The organism is Streptomyces sp. PTL18, from assembly GCF_059510295.1.
Map to the genome: position 1 here is coordinate 119,134 of NZ_JCAJZO010000020.1, position 21,925 is coordinate 141,058.

At 69.3% G+C, this 21,925-nt stretch carries 20 protein-coding genes and 1 tRNA gene; 10 read left to right on the forward strand and 11 right to left on the reverse strand.

All coding sequences use genetic code 11. The features are described from left to right. Positions 1 to 38 precede the first annotated feature (38 nt). Positions 39 to 1,325, reverse strand: coding sequence for a nucleotide sugar dehydrogenase (locus tag AC5WS8_RS29575; protein WP_496106560.1), 1,287 nt, complete (start codon positions 1,323 to 1,325; stop codon positions 39 to 41). 254 nt (positions 1,326 to 1,579) lie between these two features. Here AC5WS8_RS29575 and AC5WS8_RS29580 point away from each other — a divergent pair, with 254 nt between their 5' ends. From AC5WS8_RS29580 to AC5WS8_RS29590, 3 genes are all read left to right on the forward strand, one after another. After that, positions 1,580 to 2,650 (forward strand): NAD-dependent epimerase/dehydratase family protein, encoded by a 1,071-nt coding sequence (locus AC5WS8_RS29580; protein ID WP_496106561.1) that lies wholly within the window; start codon positions 1,580 to 1,582, stop codon positions 2,648 to 2,650. Between the two features lie 5 nt (positions 2,651 to 2,655). Beyond that, positions 2,656 to 3,795 carry an MraY family glycosyltransferase gene (locus AC5WS8_RS29585; RefSeq protein ID WP_496106562.1) on the forward strand — a complete coding sequence of 380 codons (1,140 nt, stop codon included), beginning with the start codon at positions 2,656 to 2,658 and terminating at the stop codon, positions 3,793 to 3,795. 163 nt (positions 3,796 to 3,958) lie between these two features. Next, positions 3,959 to 5,056 (forward strand): glycosyltransferase, encoded by a 1,098-nt coding sequence (locus AC5WS8_RS29590; protein ID WP_496106582.1) that lies wholly within the window; start codon positions 3,959 to 3,961, stop codon positions 5,054 to 5,056. Between the two features lie 216 nt (positions 5,057 to 5,272). Here the strand turns inward: AC5WS8_RS29590 and AC5WS8_RS29595 are convergent, their stop codons facing one another. Next, positions 5,273 to 7,141 carry a DUF4012 domain-containing protein gene (locus AC5WS8_RS29595; protein WP_496106563.1) on the reverse strand — a complete coding sequence of 623 codons (1,869 nt, stop codon included), beginning with the start codon at positions 7,139 to 7,141 and terminating at the stop codon, positions 5,273 to 5,275. 411 nt (positions 7,142 to 7,552) lie between these two features. Between AC5WS8_RS29595 and AC5WS8_RS29600 the strand changes: the two genes are divergently transcribed. Continuing rightward, the gene (locus AC5WS8_RS29600) at positions 7,553 to 8,449 is read left to right on the forward strand and encodes a Yip1 family protein (RefSeq protein WP_496106564.1); all 897 of its coding nucleotides are present in this window, start codon (positions 7,553 to 7,555) and stop codon (positions 8,447 to 8,449) included. 75 nt (positions 8,450 to 8,524) lie between these two features. Here AC5WS8_RS29600 and AC5WS8_RS29605 read toward each other — a convergent pair whose 3' ends face one another. Both AC5WS8_RS29605 and dcd read right to left on the reverse strand, forming a co-directional pair. Further along, complete coding sequence (locus AC5WS8_RS29605; RefSeq protein WP_496106565.1) at positions 8,525 to 9,025, reverse strand: phosphoribosyltransferase; 501 nt, start codon at positions 9,023 to 9,025, stop codon at positions 8,525 to 8,527. A 7-nt stretch (positions 9,026 to 9,032) separates the two neighbouring features. Then, positions 9,033 to 9,608 carry a dCTP deaminase gene (dcd, locus tag AC5WS8_RS29610; RefSeq protein WP_496106566.1) on the reverse strand — a complete coding sequence of 192 codons (576 nt, stop codon included), beginning with the start codon at positions 9,606 to 9,608 and terminating at the stop codon, positions 9,033 to 9,035. Between the two features lie 526 nt (positions 9,609 to 10,134). Here dcd and AC5WS8_RS29615 point away from each other — a divergent pair. Continuing rightward, a tRNA-Gly gene (locus tag AC5WS8_RS29615) sits at positions 10,135 to 10,208 on the forward strand. A 556-nt stretch (positions 10,209 to 10,764) separates the two neighbouring features. On the opposite strand, the gene AC5WS8_RS29620 is transcribed toward AC5WS8_RS29615, so the two are convergent. The 5 genes from AC5WS8_RS29620 to AC5WS8_RS29640 form a co-directional block, all read right to left on the reverse strand. Further along, entirely contained in the window at positions 10,765 to 11,919 is a 1,155-nt protein-coding gene (locus AC5WS8_RS29620; protein WP_496106567.1) for a helix-turn-helix domain-containing protein, read from the reverse strand. Between the two features lie 35 nt (positions 11,920 to 11,954). Further along, positions 11,955 to 12,614: a hypothetical protein gene (locus tag AC5WS8_RS29625; RefSeq protein WP_496106568.1), complete on the reverse strand. Its 660-nt coding sequence runs from the start codon at positions 12,612 to 12,614 to the stop codon at positions 11,955 to 11,957. Positions 12,615 to 12,798: 184 nt separating this feature from the next. Continuing rightward, positions 12,799 to 13,950: a tyrosine-type recombinase/integrase gene (locus tag AC5WS8_RS29630; RefSeq protein WP_496106569.1), complete on the reverse strand. Its 1,152-nt coding sequence runs from the start codon at positions 13,948 to 13,950 to the stop codon at positions 12,799 to 12,801. Beyond that, on the reverse strand, positions 13,950 to 14,162 hold the full coding sequence (locus AC5WS8_RS29635; protein WP_242709562.1) for a helix-turn-helix domain-containing protein: 213 nt from the start codon (positions 14,160 to 14,162) through the stop codon (positions 13,950 to 13,952). The genes AC5WS8_RS29630 and AC5WS8_RS29635 overlap by 1 nt, the downstream gene beginning before the upstream one ends. A gap of 150 nt (positions 14,163 to 14,312) precedes the next feature. Then, a complete protein-coding gene (locus AC5WS8_RS29640) occupies positions 14,313 to 14,570 on the reverse strand; it encodes a helix-turn-helix domain-containing protein (protein WP_496106570.1) in 258 nt (85 codons plus the stop codon). Positions 14,571 to 15,012: 442 nt separating this feature from the next. On the opposite strand from AC5WS8_RS29640, the gene AC5WS8_RS29645 reads away from it, so the two are divergent. From AC5WS8_RS29645 to AC5WS8_RS29665, 5 genes are all read left to right on the forward strand, one after another. Next, complete coding sequence (locus AC5WS8_RS29645) at positions 15,013 to 15,858, forward strand: helix-turn-helix domain-containing protein (protein WP_496106571.1); 846 nt, start codon at positions 15,013 to 15,015, stop codon at positions 15,856 to 15,858. A 7-nt stretch (positions 15,859 to 15,865) separates the two neighbouring features. After that, entirely contained in the window at positions 15,866 to 16,555 is a 690-nt protein-coding gene (locus AC5WS8_RS29650; RefSeq protein WP_496106572.1) for a zinc finger domain-containing protein, read from the forward strand. Between the two features lie 648 nt (positions 16,556 to 17,203). Then, positions 17,204 to 17,695 (forward strand): mobilization protein, encoded by a 492-nt coding sequence (locus AC5WS8_RS29655; protein WP_496106573.1) that lies wholly within the window; start codon positions 17,204 to 17,206, stop codon positions 17,693 to 17,695. Next, positions 17,692 to 19,425, forward strand: a complete 1,734-nt coding sequence (locus tag AC5WS8_RS29660) for a relaxase/mobilization nuclease domain-containing protein (protein WP_496106574.1) — start codon at positions 17,692 to 17,694, stop codon at positions 19,423 to 19,425. Before AC5WS8_RS29655 ends, AC5WS8_RS29660 begins: the two co-directional genes overlap by 4 nt. Before the next feature lie 107 nt (positions 19,426 to 19,532). After that, positions 19,533 to 19,913 carry a hypothetical protein gene (locus tag AC5WS8_RS29665; protein ID WP_496106575.1) on the forward strand — a complete coding sequence of 127 codons (381 nt, stop codon included), beginning with the start codon at positions 19,533 to 19,535 and terminating at the stop codon, positions 19,911 to 19,913. 209 nt (positions 19,914 to 20,122) lie between these two features. On the opposite strand, the gene AC5WS8_RS29670 is transcribed toward AC5WS8_RS29665, so the two are convergent. After that, complete coding sequence (locus tag AC5WS8_RS29670; RefSeq protein ID WP_496106576.1) at positions 20,123 to 20,584, reverse strand: hypothetical protein; 462 nt, start codon at positions 20,582 to 20,584, stop codon at positions 20,123 to 20,125. 459 nt (positions 20,585 to 21,043) lie between these two features. Next, positions 21,044 to 21,925, reverse strand: an 882-nt coding sequence (locus AC5WS8_RS29675; protein ID WP_496106577.1) for a tetratricopeptide repeat protein, incomplete at its 5' end; no start/stop codon positions are given.

Genomic DNA, 21,925 nt, shown 5'->3' on the forward strand with positions numbered 1-21,925 from the left:
CCGACCGGATCCCCGGCCCGGGCGGGAGGCGCACGTGGTCACAGGACCTCGACACGCTCACCCCGGCATCGGTTGCGCGTGTCGAACACGTACGCTCCGGCCTCCTGGACGAGCGCATAGTCGAAGGCATCGTGGTCGGTGGCCACGACCACCACGTCGGCAGCGCGGATCTCCGCCTCGGTGAGCTCGACCCGGGTGATGTCCGGGGGAACGAGGTACGCGTCGGTGTGCGGCTCGGCGACGACCAACCGGGCGCCGAGGGAGAGCAACGACCGGGCGAGGACCAGCGCCGGCGACTCGCGGATGTCGCCGGTGTTCCTCTTGTAGGCCAGGCCGAGTTGCAGGACGCGGGAGCCCTTGACCGACCTGCCCCGTTCGTTCAGCCCACGGGCGATCCGCCAGACGACATGGGCGGGCATGTGGTCGTTGATGTCGTTCGCCAGCGAGATGAAGCGGAGGTCCTGCTTCAGCAGCCTCTTCACCTGCCACGACAGATAGGACGGGTCCACCGGAAGGCAGTGGCCGCCCACGCCGGGGCCGGGACGGAACGGCATGAAGCCGAACGGCTTGGTAGCGGCGGCCTCGACGGCCTCCCAGATGTCGGCGCCCAACTGCCGTGAGATCATGGCCATTTCGTTGACCAAGGCGATATTGACGTGCCGGTAGGTGTTCTCCAGCAGCTTGGTCAGCTCGGCGGTCCGGCAGGAGCTCACGGGCACCGTGCGCTCCACGATGTCGCCGTAGAAGCGCTCGACGCTGCGCAGCGAGGCCGAGTTGATTCCGGAGATCACCTTCGGTGTGTTCTCCAGGAACCAGTCCGGGTTTCCGGGGTCGATGCGCTCCGGGCTGTAGCCGAGGTGGAAGTCGGCGCCCGCCCTCAGCCCGCTGCCCTCCTCCAGCAGGGGGCGCAGCAGGCTCTCGGTCGACCCGGGGTACGTGGTGGACTCCAGCACGACGGTGGCACCGGGCGTGAGGTGGGGGGCGATACTCCGACCGGCGCACTCGACGAAACTCAGGTCGGGGGCACCCTCCCGCAGCGGGGTCGGCACCGTGATGACGCAGATGTCGAGTCCATCGATCCCGTCGTAGTCGGTGGTGGCGTGGAAACGTCCACTGTCGGCAGCGGCCATGAGGCGCGCGTCGTCGATGCCCTCGATGTAGGAGTCGCAGGCACCAAGACGTTTCACCCTCAACTCGTCGGTGTCCACGCCGACGACTGAATAGCCGACTTCGACGGCCCGCACCGCCAGGGGAAGACCTACGTATCCCAGACCTACGACGACAAGCCTGCCACCGTCCGCCTCGCTGTTCTGACGCAACGCCATCACTCCGTTTTCCGAGGGAAGTCGGCATATGCCAGTCCCTATTGACGCATGCGCATCCGTTCCGTCCGGCGCAGGAGAGATGATGTCCGACCGGCATCACCCTGATTCCGTAACCGGCAGACGCGCCGGGGGGCTCAGAGGGCCTGACGTGGTTTCAATTTCCGGTATTCATCGCATAGGTGAACGTTGGCTCGGCAATGCGATCGAGCTCTGCGGAACCGAGACCCCACCACCGACCCGGAGTGACGCCGCACATGGATCGAAGTTCGAAGTACCTGGTGACCGGCGGAGCCGGCTTCATCGGCTCCCATCTCGTGGACGCGTTGCTGGCCGATGGTCGCAGCGTGGTGGTCCTCGACAACCTCACGACCGGACGAGAGGAGAACCTCGCTCGGGCCCGAACGGACACGCGTTTCCGCTTCATCCACGGATCCGTTCTCGACGCGCCACTGGTGGACGAACTCGTGGAGGAATGTGACACGGTCATCCATTTGGCTGCCGCCGTAGGGGTCAAACTCATCGTCGACCAGCCGTTGAGGTCGTTCGTCACCAACACAAAAGGCACCGAGGTCGTCATCGAGTACGCGCAGCGATACGACCGCAGGATTCTGATCGCCAGCACCTCGGAAATCTACGGAAAGAACTCCTCCGGACCGCTCGACGAGACCTCCGACCGTATCCTGGGCAGCCCGTCCGTGGCCCGGTGGTCCTACAGCACGGCCAAGGCCGTTGACGAGATCCTGGCCTGTCTGTACCACCAGGAGCGGGGGCTGCGGTCGACCGTCGTCCGGTTCTTCAACACCGTGGGGCCCCGCCAGAGCCCCGCGTACGGAATGGTCATCCCCCGCTTCGCCCGACAGGCGGTTCGCGGAGAGCCGCTCACGATCCACGCGGACGGTACACAGAGACGCTGCTTCCTGCACGTCACCGACGCGGTCGCGGCGCTGCTCCTGCTGCTGCGAAACCCGGACTCGGTGGGACAGATCTTCAACATCGGCGCCGACGAGGAGATCAGCATCCGCGCGCTCGCCGACCGGATCATCGCGCAGGCCGGCAGCGTTTCGCCAGTGGAGCACCTGTCGTACGCGGAGGCGTACGGACCGGGCTTCGAGGACATGGAACGGAGGGTCCCCGACACCTCCAAGCTCCGTGCCCTGACGGGCTGGCAACCCCGGCACGATCTCGGCGACATTCTCGCGGACGCGATCGCGGACGCCCGTGCAGAGTTGCGCGACAGCCTGCCGGCCCATGTACCGGGCACCCCGGAGCAACGTCACCCGGTCAGTGGCGAGTCCGTTGCCGAAACCGCTCTGTCGGGACGGTGACCGGTATGAACACGCCCCTCTCGACGGCGGGTGCGGGCGGCGCGGCCCTGCTGCTCGGCCTCCTGCTGACCGAGCCGCTCAGACGCTTCGCCGTGCGCCACGGGATCACCGACCGCCCCAGCGCGCGCAAGGCGCACACCCGGCCGACCCCCTATCTCGGCGGGGTCGCCGTCGCCGTCGCCACCTTCGCCGCGGGCGCGGTGGCCGCGCTCGCCGGAGGAGTCTTCGACCCGGTTGTCGGTGCGCTGCTCGGCGGCGCGGCGGTCATGTGCGTTCTCGGGCTCATCGATGACCTGCGCCCGCTCGGCCCGATGGTGCGGCTGTGCGTCGAGATCGTGTCGGCCGCGGTGGTGGTGTCGGTAGGGGGGCATCCGGACCTCTTCGGCAACACGGTCGACGCCGTGCTCTCCATCGTGTGGATCGTCTTCGTCACGAATGCGTTCAACTTCCTGGACAACATGGACGGCGCCGCCTCGTCGCTGTGCGTGGTCATCGGCGGCTTCCTCTGCCTGACCGCTCCGGCCGGCGGTCCTGATGGCGTGGGCGTGCTGGTGGCCGCGCTCGCGTGTGCCTGCCTGGGCTTCCTGTTCCACAACAGGCATCCGGCACGGATCTTCCTCGGCGACGCGGGTTCGCTCTTCCTCGGCTTCACGCTGGCTTCCGCCATGGTGGTGCTCCACGACGACGTCGAGGGCCTGTCCGGACCGGCGGGCCTCCTGCTCGCCACGGTGGTGCCGACCCTGGACACCGCGCTGGTGATGCTGTCCCGCTACCGGGAGTCCAGGCCGCTGCTGCAGGGCGGAACGGACCATATCGCCCATCGGTTGAGACGCCTTGGCCTCACGGTCCCCCAGGTCGTTCGGTACCTTGCACTACTCGCCGTGGCCGGCTGCCTGTCGGGAATGCTGGTGACCCACGGGTTGCTCCCCGCCGGCACCGCGCTCGCCGCCGCCGGTGCGGTCGGCGTCGGCGCGGTGGCGCTGCTGCTCAAGATCCCCGCCACCACGGCCGCATCCGAAGGTGGCGCCGTCGCGGTGGGGACGCCGTCGAAGGACGCCGCCCGCGGTGCCGTGCCGCACTCGAGGGAAGCGCGCAAGGACACGGCGCTGTCCCCGACCGCCGGCGTTCCTGCTGCACCGCAATGACACCGGGAGCGGGCGGCGTCGCCCTTCCGGTGTTCGGGTGACGCCTCCCGCACAACACGCCGAGCCCTGGCAGGGCCGGGCCCTCGGGGCGCCGCTCAGCCTCTATGGTGCAGACCCGTGATGGCGCAAGGCCTCGTCGGCAGCGGAGGGCGGCTCGGTGACCATGGCGCGTATCTGCGAAGTGATCAAGACCCTCGACGTGGGCGGTGCCGAGGTTCTTCTGGTGGAACGCCTGCGTCGGGCACCCCGGACCGACCGTGACTACACCGTGGTCTTCGTACAGGCCGCGACCGACGAATTGGTCGAGGTGCTCCGGACCTGCGGAGTGAAGGTCGTCGATCTGCGATCGTCACCGCGTCTGCTCCGCTACGCCAGGCTCGTCCGTGTGGTGCGAGGACTGCGGCCCGACGTGGTCAACGTCCACTCCCCCCTGCCCGCGTCGCTGCTGCGCCCCGCCGTGCGCCTGATGCGCCGCCGCCCCGCACTGGTCTCCACCGTGCATCACGAGTGCTCTCGCCCCCTGACCATGCTGGTCGACCGGTGGACCCGGTGGCTCGATGATCTGACGGTGGCGGTCTCCCCGCAGGTGGCCACCGCTCGCAGCGTCAAGGGAGCACGCCGGGTCCGCACCCGTGTCCACGGAGTGGACGTTGCGGCTCAGCGCTCCTGGGCTCGGCGTGCGACGGAGGTGCGTGCGGAGTTCGGGATCCCCGACGATGCCTTCGTACTGGCGTGTGTGGCCAACTTCCGCCGGCTGAAGAACCATCCGCTGTTGATCGAGGCCGCTGTCCGGGTGCTCCGCGAACAGCCTGACGCCGTGTTCGTCCTGGCCGGTGACGGCCCCCTGCGTGAGCAGGTGCTGGCTGAGATCGACCGGCGAGGGCTGGGGGACCGGATGCGCTATGTGGGGCGGGTGCCGGGGGCCAACCGGCTCGTGGCCGCGGTGGACGCCCTGGTCCTTTCCTCGAACCACGAGGGACTGCCCGTGGTCGTCATGGAGGCGATCGCCTCAGGGGTGCCGGTGGTTTCCACGGCCGTGGGCGGAGTCACCGACCTGGTCCGCGACGGCGAGAACGGAATCCTGGTGCCGCCCCGGTCACCGGAGCGGCTGGCCGACGCCATCCTGCGCGTCATGCGCCCCGAAGTTCACGCCGAACTCGCCGCCCGGGCTCTCGCCGACACCTCGTCGGTGGACATGGCGGCCACCGCGGCGTGGTTCGACGACGTCTACGCGACGTTGGCGGCCGGAGCCCGCCCCTGACCGTCGCGGGGCCGGACACCGTGCGGCTTGCGGCGCGCGTACGACCGGCAACGGATGCCTCGCACTCACCCGGCCGCCATCGGGTCCACGGCGGAGCGGGGCGGGGCGCGGTCCGCCACAGTGGTGCGCTGGGTGTCGAGCCAGGTGCCGGTGCGCCGACGTCCGGGCCGGACGGGCTGCGAGCGAAGCGCCCGACCCGCTCCGCCGCGGGCCACGTCATCGCTGCGCCACGGACCGCCGTTCGCTGCCGTCGCATACCGGGGAGGGCCGCACATGCACCCGCAGCGGTGTGACCAGCGGTTGGCGCCACAGCACGGGGGACCGGTCGCTGACCGGCTCCACCAACTGGAGCGTCCAGGTACGGGTGCGCCGCGCCGGCAGCTCCAGGTCGAGGGTGTAAACGGGGTGACCGCGTTCCTTGCCGACGCCCACCGTGACGCCCTGCCCGTCGAGCGTCGCCCGGGTGAATCGTGCGCCGGCGCTGGCGTAGTACGACACCAGCAACCGGTTGTCCCCGGGGTGGGTGGGGTGCCGGGGTCTGTCGCCGCGCTGGGTGACGTAGGCGGGAAGCCCCGAAGCCGGAGCCCGGTTGGTGAGATCGATCCGCACGGTGACGAGCCGGCCCTGGGGCGTGCAGCGGCCCGGGAGCCAGCTCAGCTCGCGCTCCAGGTAGTAGTCGAGCTTCCCGCCCGCGGCGTTGTTGACGACGAGGCCGGCGAAGGGTGCGGTGGTCTCCGGGAACGTACCGCTCAACGGACGGGTCGACAGGATGCGTTGCTCGTTCTCCCGTGCGCTCCACACCTTCAGCCGGCCGACCGCGGCGTCACCGTACGCAGCCTTGACCAGCCCGGGGAGCCGTCGTGGGTCGCCGAGGGCGTCCGCCAACGTGGTGGCTGCCGTGCGCGCCACCTCGAGGAGGAACGCCTTGCGCCGCGCGTCGTCCGAGTACCGGGCGTAGCCCGTACGCTCCGTGAGGTCCAGCACGTTGTCGGCAGTGAGCGGTGTGCCGTCGGGGAGGCGTACGGGGCCCGTCGCCCGGAGAAGGCGGCCCAGCGTGGTGGGGTCCAGGGCGACGACTCCGTCCACCCTCTCGCCGCTTCGCTGACGCCAGGTAGCCGACCAGATACGGGCGGCATAGGGGAAGTGCGGGCTCATGTTCGAGTTGGCCCAGTACCGAGTGGGCTCGGCCGAGGCGTAACGAGCGGCGAATTCCGCTCCCAGATCGACCCTGGGGTTGCCGCCCGACACCCTGTCGTCGTTGCCGAACGTCTCGAAGCGCAGTCGTCCCCGGTCGGCGACGACCACGGCGAAGGCCCCGGGCATGCCGCCGGTGCCGCGGGCTTCCGCGGTGTTCTGGACGACCACGAAATACCGTCGGGGGCTCTGCTCGCCCATCATCGGCGGCAGCACACGGGCGGCCATCGCCGCATCAGCCATGACCGGGACGGTCCGGTCGAGCACCTCGGCAAGCCGCGTGCGTACGTGGTCGACGGCAGGCAGCCAGGTCGCGCGGGGCAGTTCGCCGACGTCCGCGCGGGATGCGGCAGCGGCCCGAGCCGCCCGTTCCAGAGCAGGGGCCTGACCCCGGAATGCGGACAGCAGGGATTCCAGACCGCGCTTCCGTTCGTCACCGGCGTGTTCGGAGGCGACGCGTACGAGCGGCGGCAGGACGTCATGAGTCAACCGGTCGGCGACGTCCGCCGCGCCGCGGACGGTGCTCGCGGGCCCGCCGAGGACCGGTGCCTGCGCGAAGAGATACCAGGCGGGCCCCGTGGTGAGGCGATGCGCCTGGGCGGCATGTCTCGCCGCGGAGCTCATCGCCTCCTCCGCGTCCGTTGCCCCGGCCCCCGCAGCGGCTCTCCCCGCCGTACCGGTCACCGAGTGCCGCAACGTCTCCAGCGACCGCTGCGCGGCCAGCAGCTCGGTCCGGGCGAGCAGACCGGTGACCACGATCCAGCCGGCCCCGGCAATGACCAGGAAGACGACGGCCGACAGGATGTACCGGGCGCGGAGGAGGGACCCGGTCTGCCGTCGCAGGATCCGCATCCGTGGCACGAGCTCGTCCATCAACGGAGCTCGGACCATGACGTCGCCATATCTTCCACGCTCCCGACACGCACTTGACTGGAACCGACAGCACAAGACGGCTCTCACACGTATAGATATCGTCGATAAACACCCGTTACCGCTGCGGAACACCCAAATCACTGAACGGATCAATAAATCTCATTAATCGGCATGCCGGGCTCAGCGGCGGGTCGACGACGTACCGCCGTGCTTGAGCGTGAGCTGCGCCGATCGGATCGAACAGAATTCCGGATCGAGAGAAGCCACCGCCACCGGGTCACCCTGTACGTCGAAACCCCGAGGGGACACCGGCGGCTCCCCGACTCCGCACCTGAGGCCCCCTTAGGGGATGTCACAGCTCGGCCCCAAACCCTCCCCCGTCCCCCGGTGGCGGCCCGACACCCCCCGACTCCGGGTACGTTCGAAGGCGTGGCTGGATTCAGGATCGGACGCGGCGGCCGGAACGACCGTGCCCCGCAAACGCGACCGCAACACCCCCCGTACGGACAGCAGGCGCCGCAGGCCCCGTCGTACGGCCACCCCGCTGCAGCGCCGCAGCAGCAGTACGGCGGGGCGGGGCCGTACGGCGGCCGACCGCAGTGGCAGGCGCCGCAGCACCGGGAGGAGCCGGAGTACTTCGGCGACGACGGCCGGGGCCGCGCCGGCACGGCCGACCCGTACGCAGCCGACAACCCGGGGCACACCCGGGCGTTCGCGGTGGGCGAGGACCCGTACACCGAGGGTCACACCTACCGGGCCGGCCAGGCCTCGGCGCCGCCGGTCGGCCCGCGGCTGCACTGGCAGGAACTGCTGCGGGGCATCGTGCTGTCCCCGACCCGGACGTTCCTCCAGATGCGGGACTACACGATGTGGGGCCCGGCCCTGAGCGTGACGTTCCTCTACGGCCTGCTCGCGGTCTTCGGCTTCGACGGCGCCCGTCAGGACGCGATCAACGCCACCCTCTCCAACGCGATCCCGATCGTCCTGACGACCGCGGTCGCCATGGTCCTGAGCTCGTTCGTCCTGGGCGTGGTCACCCACACCCTGGCCCGTCAGCTCGGCGGCGACGGCGCCTGGCAGCCCACGGTGGGCCTGTCCATGCTGATCATGTCGATCACGGACGCACCGCGCCTGGTCGTCGCGATGTTCTTCGGCGGCAACGCCTCCTTCGTCCAGCTCCTGGGCTGGGCCACCTGGGTCGCGGCGGGCGCGCTGCTGACCCAGATGGTCTCCAAGTCCCACGACCTGCCGTGGCCGAAGGCCCTGGGCGCCTCGGCGATCCAGCTGATCGCCATCCTGTCGATCGTCAAGCTGGGCACGTTCTAGGGGTGTTGCGACGACCACTAGAACCCAAGAGCGCGCGCCGGGGCCTTCGTGCCCATGGTGTGCCCGTGGGGAGCCTCAGGCGTCCAGCACCTGCCCGTCCCGCCTCACCACAGGTCCGTCGACGCTCCACGGGAAGTTGATCCAGGCATCGGTCCGCTTCCACACGTACTCGCACCTCACCAGCGACTGGGACTTCTCGTAGATCACTGCCGAGCGGACCTCCGCGACCGTCTCCACGCAGAAGTCGTGCACCAGCTTCAGCGTCTTGCCGGTGTCGGCCACGTCATCGGCGATCAGCACCTTCTTGTCGGTGAAGTCGATCGCGTTGGGAACGGGGGCGAGCATGACGGGCATGTCGAGCGTGGTGCCCACACCGGTGTAGAACTCGACGTTGACGAGATGGATGTTCTTGCAGTCCAGGGCGTACGCGAGCCCACCGGCCACGAAGACTCCGCCGCGTGCGATGCTGAGCACGATGTCGGGCTCGTAGCCGTCGTCGGCGATGGTCTGGGCGAGTTCCCGGACGGCGCGTCCGAAGTCCTCGTAGGTCAGGTTCTCCCGTGCCTCGCTCGTCATGCCCCGCTCACACCTGCGTCCGGTGGAAGTTCAGGAAGGAACGGGAAGGCGTGGGACCGCGCTGCCCCTGGTAGCGCGAGCCGTACCGCTCGCTGCCGTAGGGGAACTCGGCCGGCGAGCTGAGCCGGAACATGCACAGCTGCCCGATCTTCATGCCCGGCCAGAGCTTGATCGGAAGCGTGGCGAGGTTGGACAGCTCGAGCGTGACGTGCCCGGAGAAGCCGGGGTCGATGAACCCGGCGGTGGAGTGGGTGACGAGCCCGAGCCGCCCGAGGGAGCTCTTGCCCTCCAGCCGCGAAGCGAGATCATCGGGCAGGGTGATGACCTCGTACGTCGAGGCCAGCACGAACTCCCCGGGATGCAGGATGAACGGCTCGTCGCCGTCGGGCTCGACCAGCCGTGTGAGGTCGATCTGCTCGACGGAGGGGTCGATGTGGGGGTACCTGTGGTTCTCGAACACCCGGAAGTAGCGGTCGAGCCGCACGTCGATGCTCGAGGGCTGCACCATGGTCGGATCGAACGGGTCGATCCGGACCCGCCCCTTGTCGATCTCGGTCCGGATGTCCTTGTCTGAGAGAAGCACGCCCCGAGAATACGCAAGGCGCGCGGAGCCGCCACAATCGCGACGACTCCACGCGCCGAACCGCTGGCCGCCGAGGCCCCCGCGCCCCTGCCGCTACTGCTTCTGCAAAGTCACCGGCACCGCGCTGCGGAGCCGGGCGCAGCGGGGACACCGGACGAGTCGACCGGGGCCGAGCCGCTCGGCCTGCTGCATCGGGAACGAAGCGGTACTGAACACGTGCCCCTCGGCACAACGGACGACGGTGCGCTCCATCAAGTCCTCTGAGTCCCTTCCCCAAGAGCCTTCGTCTCACTGCCGTGACGGACGACGAAAGCCACATTACGGGATGAAAGGGACGGCTCTCCAGGCGGCACTCCGACCGCACCCAAGCCCTCCGCTCCCCCACCACCGTACGCCCCAACTCCGGTCCCCCGCAGCCACATCCGCATCCGGCAACAACACAGGACCCCACGGCGCGAGCACCCGGGGCCAGGGATGAGGTACAGTGAGCAAGCGTTCCGGGACCGGATCAACGGCCGGTAGTTACGCGGGTGTAGTTTAATGGTAGAACATCAGCTTCCCAAGCTGAGAGCGCGAGTTCGATTCTCGTCACCCGCTCCAGAGAGAAACCCCAGGTCAGCAGCCTGGGGCTTGTTGTTGTCTAGTCCAATTTGGGGGCGGCGTGCCCTCCGCGTGCCCTAAGTCGAGGTGAAGCGGCCACTTCGAGGGCATCCAGTGCCGCTTCGGGCACCTCAACCTTCCATCTGTCCCAAATGGTGAGACGCATTTTATGTGACCTGCACCACTACATCGAGCGGTGCATGCGAAATCGCATACGCAAAACGGCAGTTCACGCCTCATGCACCGGGCGCTACTCAACGGCCGCGCTGCAGCGCTCGACGAGGACGACGCCGCGCCAGCGGCCCGAGGCACTCCCGGGTGCACGCGGCTCCACGCCGAGGTCAGCGAGCAGGCCCCAGACACGGTTCTCGATCTCGTCGCGGGTGGGTCGTATGGCGTCGGTGCCCTGCCCGGCGGGCAGCGGACGTGCGCTGCGGCCTCGCCGCCTGCTGCACGGCGGACGAACAGGTCACCGACCCCGCAACCATGGCCCCCGAAGCCACGGCCGCCTCCGGGTGCAACTGCCAGAGCTGCGCTGCCTCGGTCCCGCGTCGGTTCAACGAACGACGGACAACTGCGGCCGGTTGTCCTCGCCGCTATACCGCCGTCCCTCACCCTCCTGCGCGGTGACGACCAGCCCGAAGATGAGGTCGTTGAGGTCAGCGGGCCGGAGATGCAGCTCGCGGGCCACGTCCGTAAGCCGCGTTCCCTCAACGCGCAAGGCCGCGAACACCTTGCCCAGGACCTGGGAGGTCTCGCGCACCACGCCACTGCGGGGCTCCGACTTCCGGTAGCCGAGACGGCCAAGTTCCACACAGTGGGTGCGGTACTGCCATTCGGTGGTCAGGCCCAGCTCGTGCAGCCGATGAGCCAGAGCCATGGCGGCGACCTTCCAACGACGCTTGGCCTGAAGAATCCAGCTGGTGCTCGCGCCGCGCGGGGCGTGGGCGAGGACATCCGCTCGCGGCATGAGGAACGCGGCTGCGAACCGATGAGCTTCGGCCTCAGCCTGCGGACCGTGTGGCATCTGCTCTTCACCGTGCAGTACAAGGTGCCCGAGTTCGTGCGCGGCGTCGAAGCGCCCGCGCTCCGCGGTCTTCTCGGTGCTCAGCAGCATGAACGGCATCCCTCGGTCCCAGAAGGAGAACGCGTCGACCTCGGGGCAGTCGCGGGAGAGCGAGAAGATGCGAACCCCGTGCGCCTCCAACAGATGCACGACGTTCGGGATCGGGACGTTCCCAAGGCCCCAGCGAGCCCGTACCAGCGCGGCGGCTTCTTCCGCCGGGACATCCGCGCCCGCCGCCTCTCCGGGGTGAGGAATCTGATCCTCGTCCGAACCGAGACGGCTGAAGGATGTCAGCGACGGGATGTCGGGAGCGGGCAGTCGGAAGCGAGCGCCGATCCAGTCCTGGAGGACGCGTGCCAGCCGCCCCGAGCTGAGAGCGATGTCCCGCTGGGAGGCGGTCATCTTGCTCAGGGCACGGAAGCTCACCGAGTCCACTGTCAGCTCGGCGATCTCCTCGGCGCTGAAGAAGGAACAGGGGAACCCGAGGGCCGTCGCGATCGCTTCCAGCGAGGGCGGGCTGGGGGTAGCCCGCCCGTTCTCGAAGTCGGACAACCTGCGCGGCGTCAGGCCGGCCATCTGGGCGAGTCGGGTGACGGTCAGCCCGCGACGCTTGCGCGCCAGGACGAGCCGGGATGCGGTGGTCATGGGAGGAGCCAAGTGAAGTGGTAGGAGCTGAATGGTCAGGGCAGACGTTCGATCGGGATGTCGATGCCGTCCTGGTCGTCGGCGTCGTCGGCGAACGGAGTGAAGCCCTCGAAGTCGATCCAGGGGAGGATGATCCGCTCGTACCAGCTGCTGATCTTGCCACGACTGCCCAGTGCACCGGGTTCATTCGGGAACGAGAGTTCGGCGTGAAGTCGCGTCCCCTGGTCGGTCTTCGAGTGGTGGTAGAGCAGGAACCAGGTGGGGATGCCGTCACCGACATCCTGCTGCTCGGGCACGGCTTCGGTCTCGCCGAACAGCAGCAGCTGCCGATTGGCCTCCACCCGCTTCATCACCGCGTTGCCTTTCGCGTAGCGCGTGGAGGGGGTCAACGCTGCGTACCCGGTCTCCGCGCTTCCGCTGGAGGCTGTGATCGCGAAGTCTCCGGAGGGCGCGACGAGGAGCGGGACGTTGCTGGGGCTGGCGCTGGTCCACCCTTCCGGGATGTAGGTCTCCCGAAGGAAACGGATCGTGCGGCCCCAGAAGATGTTGCCGGGCAGCGAGACCGGATCCAGCGGGGTGCAGAAGTTGCGCTCCGATTCGGCTCGGCGCAGAGCGTCCTCAACCGCCTCGACGGACAGCCCCAGCTCGGCGAGCCGATCACGGACCCGAGGAATCTCCGCGTGCACGACAGCCATGCTCAGCCTCCCGACACACCCAATCACCTTCCGGAAATCCTCCCTCAAATGAGGTCGGAAATCAAGAAGAAGGGCTGGTCAGCTGCTGCAGAGTCGGAAGTGCCTCGATAACATCGCAGATCGTCCCGGCCCGGCCCCGCCGACGCGACGCCGGACCGGGTGACTGGCCAGGCTACGAGAGGGCCTATGCCTCGCGGGCGCCCTCCTGAGCTGCCGCAGCCTCGCGGCGCTGAGCGCGCACCTCTTCATCGATCCCCCGAGCCAGCTTGCGCTGATGCTTCGCCGTCGAGTGCTGGTAGATCAGCTGGGCCCGCTCCGAGGACTGGCCGGCGCGGACCATGAGGTCCTTCAGCTTGGCGCCGGTGTCGGCGGCCAGGGTGTTACCGGTGTGCCGGAGGTCGTAGAAGCGAAAGTTGTCCGACATCCCGACCTTGTTCCTCGCCTTGCGCCACTTGCGGCCGAAGGTCGAGCGGCGGAAGGGGGCGCCCTTCTCGCCGACGAAGAGGAGGCCGTCCGGCTCCTTCTCGGCGAACCACTGCAGGTGGCGGCGTAGCTCGGGGAGCAGGAAGTCGGGCAGGTACACGGTGCGCTTGCCTGCCCGCGTCTTGGGGTCGCCGGTGACCCGCCTGCCGTTGGTCAGCTCCGGGGAAGCCTGCGTGATGCGCACGGAGCATTCGTCGAGATCGACACTGCGACGGCGCAGCTCGGCCAGCTCCTCGGGGCGGAGCGACGCGAACGCGCCGAGGAGGACCATCAGGCGCCAGCGCGGACCCATGGCGTCGGCGAGGTCAAAGACCTGCTCGATGGTGGCGGTGGGGCGTTCGTCGGCCTCCTCCTTGCCCGCGCCCTTGATACGGCACGGATTGCTGCGAATGAGGTCGTCGTCAACCGCCGTCTGTAGGATGGCCTTCAGCAGGCGGTACGACTTGGCGACCGTGGTGGCGCCGGTCGCCTTCAGGCGCTCGGCGCGCCACGTGCGGACGGAGGGCGGAGTGATCTCGTCCAGGTCCTTGCCGCCGAAGGTCGGCAGGATGTGCAGGCGCAGCAGACCGTCGTAGCGGTCGACGGTGGTGAGGGCCAGGCCGCGCTCCTCCATCCAACGAAGTGCGTACTTCTCGAAGTTGACCGCGCCGGCGTCCGGGTCGCGCCATACGTTGCGCTCTATGTCGGCGCGGACGAGGTTGAGCCAGTCCTGGGCGTCGGACCTGGTCTCGAACGTCTCCGGTGCGGTGTACCGCTGGCCGTCGGGGCCGATGTAGCGGGCCTGCCACCGGCCGGACGCGAGCTTGCGCACTGTGCCGAACTCGCGCCGCCGCTGCGGCTTGCGTCCTGCCATCAGGCCGCCTTCCCGTAGCGGGCACGGGTGCGGCGGACCGGCTCGACGGTGCGCGCATCGACGTACTCGGCGACCGCGCTCTCGGGGATGCGGACCGGGCGGCCGAGCTTGACGTAGCGGATACGGCGTTCGGCGATCAGGCGGCGGACGAAACGCTCGCCCGTGCCGAGCATTTCGCCGGCCTCGGCCACTGTCAGGAGGCGGTCAGCCATTCGCGGTCGCCTCCTGTGCGGCACGAGCGGTGCGATGTGAGCGAGGAAGGGCAGGGGGTATTGCGGGTCGGCGCAAGGGCGAGGGGTCCTTCACTTGAGTACTCGGGGTGGTTCGGGGCGGCAGCCCGGTCGTGCTGGCGGCGCTTGGGGTTACGCGGCGCGGATCCCTTGGAGGAGGGCCAGGGGCGAGACCCGGAGGGCCTGGGAGAGGGCGACGAGGTCGTCGATGTCGCAGCGGCGCTGGGCTCGCTCGATGCGCGACAGCATCGTGTTGGTCATCGGCCGGCCGAGAGCCGTGACGCGGGCGGCGAGCTCGCGCTGGGCGAGGCCGCGTTCGGTGCGGAGGATTTCGATGGTGCGGGCGGTCCGTATTCCGGCCGGACCGATTTCCAGGGATCGTGCTGCCATGGCTCCATTTGTAGTTTCCATTCGCCGGTTTGGTTAACCGGGGATCGTCGGCTATGTTGCGCCCGGCGATCGGGCCGGGATTGGCCTCTGGGATCAGTACCGGGTATCGGGCTGGGGCTGCCTTCGCCAGCCCGATGCATGCCCTGACGTGGGGTGTTGTGTTGTAGCTTGCGAGCGCGGCGGGAGTCAACGGGTTCCCGATGTGATGCTTCTGGCTTCATCTGACGGTGCATTATTTCGGCAACCGGTGATCCGGGTTTATGGTTTTGAAGTTGCCCCACAGCACACGTTCGCCGTCAGCTGTCTGATTTCCCGGCGGAATGCTGGACTTGTGTGGCATTGATGTGGCTGTCTTGGCTATACGACGCCGCCAGCCCTCCCCGTGCATCGCCCGACATGGGCCGACCGCACCTCCACGTCCCGACCTAGGAGCCGCCGCCCGATGAGCTACGACGCCCGCGAATGGGTGTGGGACCACAGCCACAGCAAAGGCACCGCCCGCATGATCCTCGCCCTGATCGCCGACCGGTGCCGCGACCGGCACTGCATCGCGTACGCGTCCGTGCCCACCCTCATGAAACGCGCCAACGCCTCCCGCACCGCCGTGCGCGACGCGTTGACGAAGCTGATCGCAAGCGGCGAGCTGGTGCAGCTCGCCGACCGCAAAGGGCCACGAGGGGAGACGTACTACCGACTCCCGGTCGCCGCCCGGTTCCTCGCCGAACAGGCCGCGGAGGCGGACCGGAATCCGGTCCCCCAGGGGGATCAGATTCCGACCCTCGGGGGGCCCGAATCTGACCCGGCCGAGGGCTTCGAGGGAGGACCGGAATCCGGCCCTGGGGAACGGAATCTGGCCCCCAGGGGGTACGGATTTCGACCCGCCGGGGGTGCAGATTCCGACCCCCAGAACAGAAGAGAACCGAAGGTGAACGGTAAGAGCAGCAGCAGCTCTGCCCCGCTCATCTCCGCCACCGAGTGGCAGATCGACGACGCCTCCCGTGCCTGGCTGCAGCACCACGGCCACCTAGACCGACTCGGCGAGCACGCCCTGCACGCCGCCGACGAGAAGTGGCGCACCCACCGGGCCTCGTGGGCGCCCCGCACAGCCGCCGCGTGGGCCACCGACTGGCGCGCGTGGATCGCCCGGGAACACACGCCCACCCCTGGCCGCCCCAACCTCTACGCCCTGCCCGGCGGCAATCCCACCGCAGCCACCGGCTCGACGCGCTCCGAGCAACACATGGCCGCCCTGCTCGCCGCCCTCGACGAACCGACCGGAACGGAGTAACGCGCCTTTGGACCGACGCGAAGTCGCCGCTGTCCTCGCCTACATCGGCCGCCTCGACCCCCGCACCATCCGCACCGGCACGGGCGAAGCCCGTGACCAGATCGCCCAATGGCAGGAGCTGCTCGACGACGTGCCCTTCGCCACCAACCACGGCTGGGACGTCCGCGAGGCGATACGCACCCACGTCCTCGACTCGCCGTACCCGATCCTGCCCGTGGACGTCACCCGCAAATGGCGCGCCCACCGACGCGACCGCCTCGACCGGCACACCGACCCCACTCCAGCTGCCGACCCGGACGATCCGGTCGCCTGGCGTGCCGAGCTGCTCCGTGCCCGGAACACGGTCGCCGCCGGCAAGGCCGCGCCTTCGACACACCGGCAGATCACCAGCGGTGGCCAGCCTCGCGACGTCGAGGACCGCCTGCTCGAGATCGGGTCGTGCATCCCGCCATCCGTACGCGCAGAGCTGGCCCGCTATCGTCCGACCCGCGCCGCGCGCGAGGCCGCCGTCGCCAATGGCATCCCCGATGCGCTCGGAGTCCGGTGCGACTGGTGCCACGCCCCCGTGGGCTCCCCGTGCCGTCAACGGAGGGCGAGCCCTGACGGAGCTGTCCGAGGCAATGCCGTACGTGCGATCCCCCACCCGTCGCGCGTCGACCTCGCCGCTACCCGGATGGACCGACACCGAGCTGCGTGACGCGGCCCGGCTTCGCGCCTCGCGGCAGCTGCGTGGGACTGCGGCTGTCGGTCCCGAACCGGTCGTGCACGGTCCCGACGAGCACTTTGGGGACCGCGCCCGGGACCGTGTTTCGACAGCCGCCGGGGACCGGTCCCCTCTGAAACCGCAGCTCAGAGGGCCTTTCATGCCGGTCCCCAGAGCGTCCCCAGCAACGGGGACCGTCCCCCCAGCAGCCGCTTCGGTCCCCTCGGGGACCGGGACCGTGCAGTGGAACGGGGACGGTCCCCGTGACGACGTGTCAGGGGGACCGTCCCCGATGAGCGTCGCGTCCCCGTCCCCAAGCGTCCGGGGACCGTGCACCGCAACGCTTTGGGGACCGGTCCCCCTTGCTCTCCCCGCAACCACAGCCATGCCCCTGACGGCGCCTACCGCAGCTCCCACGACCGTCGAATTGCTCCGGCCACTGGCCTCATCTGCCATCGCTCGACGCCTCGGCGGCTCAGCTCCCCTACCGACCACAGCCCCGGAGAACCACACGTGCACGACCGACACCATGAACACACCAACCGGCAGGAGACGCCCATCCCCCCAGACAACCGCGCAGCAAGTTGGAGGTTCGGACACTCCCCCGCAGGGGGAGCGCCCGAACCCGAACCCTCCCCGGGGGTGGCGGGGCCCGTCCGGCACCAGGGGGCACCGGACGGGAAGGCTGCGGCCGAGGGCGGACCGCAGCCAGGCAAAGCCGACCGCAAGGGCAGGGCAAGGAAGGGGAGGTCGCGTCCGCGTGACAAGAAGCAGCGCCCCGCTCACAGCGTCCGCCTCAACGACCTAGAACTCGCCATCATCCAGTCCGGCGCCGACCACGTCGGCATGAGCGTGGCCGGGTTCCTGGCCCACTCCGCCCTGGCCGCTGCCCGCGACCAGTCCCGCACCGCAGCGGCCATCGCCACCGAGCGGGACATCCTGACTGCCCTGTTCGGTGTGCGCCGTCAGCTCGGCTGGGCGGGTAGCAACGTCAACCAGGCGGTCAAGGCACTCAACTCCGGCATCGACGCACCCCACTTCGCCGCCGCCCTCGCCGATCTGCAGCGCGCCGCACAGGCCGTCCAACGGGCAGCCGACAGGGTCGCCAACGGGCAGGAGGACCAGTCGGCTTGATACCCCGCATCCACCAGCAGGGCAGCAACACCCTCGGGCTCCTGCACTACCTGTACGGCAAGGGCACCCACGAGGAGCACATCGACCCGCACCTGGTCGCCTCCTTCGACGGCATGGCCCCCGACCCCGGCCGCGACCCCTCGGTCACGAAGAGGGACCTCCAGCATCTCCTCGACCAGCCCCTGTCACTGCTCGACGTTGACCAGCGTCCCGACAAGCACGTCTGGCACTGCTCGGTGCGCGCCGCGCCCGACGACCCGATCCTGTCCGACGAGCAGTGGGGCGACATCGCCCGCCGCATGGTGACCGCCACCGGTATCGACCCTGGCGACGGGGCCGGCTGCCGCTGGGCCGCCGTCGGGCACGCCGACGACCACATCCACATCATCGCCACCCTCATCCGCGAGGACGGACGCCGCCCCAACCACCACCGCTCCGGCAAACGCGCCCAGAACGAATGCCGGCTGATCGAAAAGGAACTCGGCCTGCACCAGGTCGCGCCCGGGGACGGCACCGCCGCCAAGCGGACCACCAGCGCAGAACGGCACAAGGCCGAACGCGCGGGGCGGGAGCACCCGGCGCGCGAGGAGCTGCGGGACACAGTACGGCGCGCGGTCGCCGGCGCGACGAGCGAGGAGGAGTTCTTCGACCGGCTGACCGCCGCCGGTCTGCTGATCCGCAAGCGCGTCGCGCCCTCCGGCGATCTGCTCGGTTACAAGGTCGCGCTGCCCGATGACCGCAACGGTGAGAAGGAGCCGGTGTTCTACGCGGGCTCGACGCTCGCACCCGATCTGTCCCTGCCCCGCATCCGCGAACGCTGGACGCTTCCTGCGGAGGCCGCTTCGGCGGACGGCTCGCGGCCGGAGCAGCCCGCCCTGCCGGACGTGACAGGTCCCGCGTTCGCGCGGCGCCGGGCCGCCGCCGCTACCTGGCAGGCGCTACAGATCATCGACCACGGCGACGACGGAGCGGCAGCGGCCCAGATCGCTGCGGCGGGTGAGGTCCTGGACGCGCTGGCCAAGACCTCCGCCGCCCATACCCGCGCTGAGCTGCGCGAGGCGGCCTTCGTGTTCGAGCGGGCAAGCCGCTCCCACGTGAAGGCTGTACGCGGGCGCGACCGTGCCCTGCGCCAGGCCGCTCGCGATCTCGTCCGCAGCGGGCCCGCCCTGGGCCGAGGGGAAGATGGCGCCACCACCGCCATGCTCATCGACATGGCGTTCTTCTTCGCCATCGCCGCGGCGAACTGGCACGCGAGGAAGCACCACGGCCAGCAGGCCGCAGCAGCCCAGCAGGCGGCCAAACACCTGCGCACCGCCTACCAGGCCGCCGCAGCTGAGGCCATGGGCATCCTCTGCCAGCGAGGCCAACGCCTGGCCCCGCGTATTCGCCAGCGGCAAGCCGACCTTCTGTGCGAGGTGCTGCCCGATCTGGCAGCACGGGTCCAGGCCGAGGCCGGCTGGTCCGCCCTGGCCGCCACCCTCGACGACGCCCGCAGAACCGGACATGACCCGGCAGCTCTGCTGACCGAAGCCGCTGGACGGCGCGAGCTCGATACCGCGACCTCTATCAGCGATGTCCTCGTCTGGCGGCTGCGGCGCAGCGCCCACCTGCCCGCCCTGCCCGAGCGCCCGCGCGACACACCCGCCCGAGGCAGTCGGCGCGAAGGGCTCTCTGCGCCCACCAGGCAGTCGCCCCCGAGTGCAGTGAACGACTCCGGCCGTCGGCGCTGACCAGCCGAAACGGGCGGAACATAGCCGACGATCGGCGGTTGGCCAAAAGCACGTTTCTCCGGACCATTGATGCCTCCACCCACCCCACTCCTTTGAGGAGCACCCGTATGCCCCAGACCCAAGCCCGACCCGAGATCGTCGTCCTGCTTTGCGACGCGGACATCAAGCTCAAGCGTGAAACCAACACGTGGAACCACCGCGACGGGCGCCCGTTCAGCAAGGAGGAACGGGCCCTCGTCCTCAGCGCCACCCGCGTCGAGTTCGAAGAGATACAGGAACAGTTCAAGCGCTACCGGGAGTACCAGCGCACGATGGACGAAGCACCGAAGGCTCTGCAGCGCTTCCTGGCCCCGTTTATGGAGCAGCTCACCGAGAAGAACCTCGGCAATGCCGTCGAGCTCATGAACGAGGACGAACGCACCGAGTTCGACCGACTGCTCGGCCTCACAATGGAGCCGGTCCGCTCCTTCACTCCGTACACCTTCTGATCCGGCGGACCCGCCGGCGCGTGAGCAACGTGGTGGTGACCGAGCAAGACGACGGCCCTGGCGCCTGACACCGAGGCGTACGGCGTGCCGGTAGCCGCCAGCCGCGACGCGCGGGCTCGCCAGGACAGAACACGCATTGAAGCCGGGCCTCCCATCGGGAGGCCCGGCTTCAATGCGTTGACTCTGGCACAGGTTCGCTGGACAGCGGGTCAGCTGGCTTCTGCCGCGAGGCGGGCCCTCTTCTCGCCGCGCGGTTCCGCCTTCCAGCCAGGCAGGAACGCCGAGAGCAACGGGTCGCTTTCAATCCTCTGCTGGGTCAGCCGCATGCCTTCATCAACAACCGCGCCCCACTTCTCTGTGGCGAGCTCGACGCGGCAGGGCAAGTCCTTGATGATCTCCTCGTTCACCGTCAGGTAGTTCGAGGCCCGGCTCCTACCCCCGCGGCCAGTGGGCACATACGCGTCGGCGCCGGCCTGGTCAGGAAGCAGGGAGATGAGGACCGCGTCCCCGTCCTCGGCGATCCTTCGAGCCACCTTGTGGGCTGCTGAGACCTCCGTCTTCGAGGGGTCTCGTCCCAACATCTCAATCAGGGTCCTGCGGATGCTCACCGTGTCCCGACCGGCCAGCGCATATCGCAGGGCCTCGTGGAAGGTCTCCGTCATGGATGTCATGACCGCGATTGTCACGACTGGCTGGCACGGGGCTATGCGCTTGAGGCCGGCACCCAGATGTGTTCCCCCATTCGGCAGAAACGTACTGGGCGTCGCCGCCGACGGTCCCCGCCAGCCAGGCCGGAGAGCTTCGGCCCCAACGCCCCGCCGCACCGCAGAATGACCGACCGGCTCGCTCAGCCTACGACCTCACCGCTCTCGCGTCCGCGCTGGCCCAGCTCGCTCACGCCCCCGACGCCCGGGGCAGCACGCCCCCGACGCCCGGGGCAGCACGCCCCCGACGCCCGGGGCAGCACGATCGACTATGCACGCCTACGCCGACTCCTCACCCACGACGCCCTGCACATCGACCACCGTGCCTGCTCACGCACGCCACCTCGCCGGCCGAACAGTTCGGGAGGCCATGCCGCACTCAGCCGAAAGCCTTGCGGGCGGAGGCGGGTGAGGTGGCCTGGCTCTCTACCAGGGCTTTGTGGGGGTACCGTCTGGATCCAGTCCGTACGGCCACCAACGCCCCAGGTCCTGCTGCTTGCGTAGCCAGTCGCCGCCGATGTCGGCGGCTTGTAGGGCGAGAGCCTCGGCGCCATCCCGATCCCCGGTTTCATCCCGCATCCGTGCTAGGAGGAACAGAGCGCTTGCGTCGCCCGCGCCGGCGGCTCGTAGGGCGAGGGCCTCGGCGCATGCTTGTTCACCGGCCTTCGCTCGCATTAGCGCCAGCTCGACCAGCGTTTCGAGGTGGCCCACGTCGGCGGCTCGTAGGGCGAGGGCTTCGGCGCCGGCCCGGTCCCCGTCCTCCTCTCGCATCGATGCCAAGTCGATCAGTGCGTCGACATTGCCTGCTTCGGCGGCTCGCAGGGCGAAAGCTTCGGCCTCTCCTCTTTGTCCGGCTTCCTCCCGCATTAGCGCCAGGTCGAACTGAGCGCGGGGACTGCCTTCATCTGCGGCTTGTCGGACGAGAGCCTCTGCCTCAGCCTGATTCCCGGCTTTTGCCCGCATCCACGCTAGATCGGTGAGAGCGCGGGTGTCGCCTGCGTCGGCGGCCCTTCGGTAGAGGGCTTCGGCGCCATCCTCGTCCCCGACCTCTTCCCTCACTCGCGCCAGCTCGACCAAGCCGTTCGTGTCGCCTGCCTCAGCGGCTTGCAGGACGAGGGCTTCGGCGCCGGCCCGATCCCCGTCGCTCTCCCGCATCAGCGCGATGTCGACCAGAGCGTCAGGGCGACCCGCTTGGGCGGCTCGTAGGGCGAGGGCCTCGGCGCCGGCCCGGTCCCCAGCTTCTCCGCGCATCAGTGCGAGAACGACTAGCGCGAAGACCTTGCCTGCGTCGGCAGCCTTCCGGTAAAG

Excerpts from the sequence above, each read along its gene's own strand:
- AC5WS8_RS29575 (WP_496106560.1), bottom strand. The coding sequence starts at position 1,325 with ATGGCGTTGCGTCAGAACAGCGAGGCGGACGGTGGCAGGCTTGTCGTC.
- AC5WS8_RS29580 (WP_496106561.1), top strand. The coding sequence starts at position 1,580 with ATGGATCGAAGTTCGAAGTACCTGGTGACCGGCGGAGCCGGCTTCATC.
- AC5WS8_RS29585 (WP_496106562.1), top strand. The coding sequence starts at position 2,656 with ATGAACACGCCCCTCTCGACGGCGGGTGCGGGCGGCGCGGCCCTGCTG.
- AC5WS8_RS29590 (WP_496106582.1), top strand. The coding sequence starts at position 3,959 with ATGGCGCGTATCTGCGAAGTGATCAAGACCCTCGACGTGGGCGGTGCC.
- AC5WS8_RS29595 (WP_496106563.1), bottom strand. The coding sequence starts at position 7,141 with ATGGTCCGAGCTCCGTTGATGGACGAGCTCGTGCCACGGATGCGGATC.
- AC5WS8_RS29605 (WP_496106565.1), bottom strand. The coding sequence starts at position 9,025 with ATGACGAGCGAGGCACGGGAGAACCTGACCTACGAGGACTTCGGACGC.
- AC5WS8_RS29620 (WP_496106567.1), bottom strand. The coding sequence starts at position 11,919 with ATGACCACCGCATCCCGGCTCGTCCTGGCGCGCAAGCGTCGCGGGCTG.
- AC5WS8_RS29625 (WP_496106568.1), bottom strand. The coding sequence starts at position 12,614 with ATGGCTGTCGTGCACGCGGAGATTCCTCGGGTCCGTGATCGGCTCGCC.
- AC5WS8_RS29630 (WP_496106569.1), bottom strand. The coding sequence starts at position 13,950 with ATGGCAGGACGCAAGCCGCAGCGGCGGCGCGAGTTCGGCACAGTGCGC.
- AC5WS8_RS29635 (WP_242709562.1), bottom strand. The coding sequence starts at position 14,162 with ATGGCTGACCGCCTCCTGACAGTGGCCGAGGCCGGCGAAATGCTCGGC.
- AC5WS8_RS29640 (WP_496106570.1), bottom strand. The coding sequence starts at position 14,570 with ATGGCAGCACGATCCCTGGAAATCGGTCCGGCCGGAATACGGACCGCC.
- AC5WS8_RS29645 (WP_496106571.1), top strand. The coding sequence starts at position 15,013 with ATGAGCTACGACGCCCGCGAATGGGTGTGGGACCACAGCCACAGCAAA.
- AC5WS8_RS29665 (WP_496106575.1), top strand. The coding sequence starts at position 19,533 with ATGCCCCAGACCCAAGCCCGACCCGAGATCGTCGTCCTGCTTTGCGAC.
- AC5WS8_RS29670 (WP_496106576.1), bottom strand. The coding sequence starts at position 20,584 with ATGACATCCATGACGGAGACCTTCCACGAGGCCCTGCGATATGCGCTG.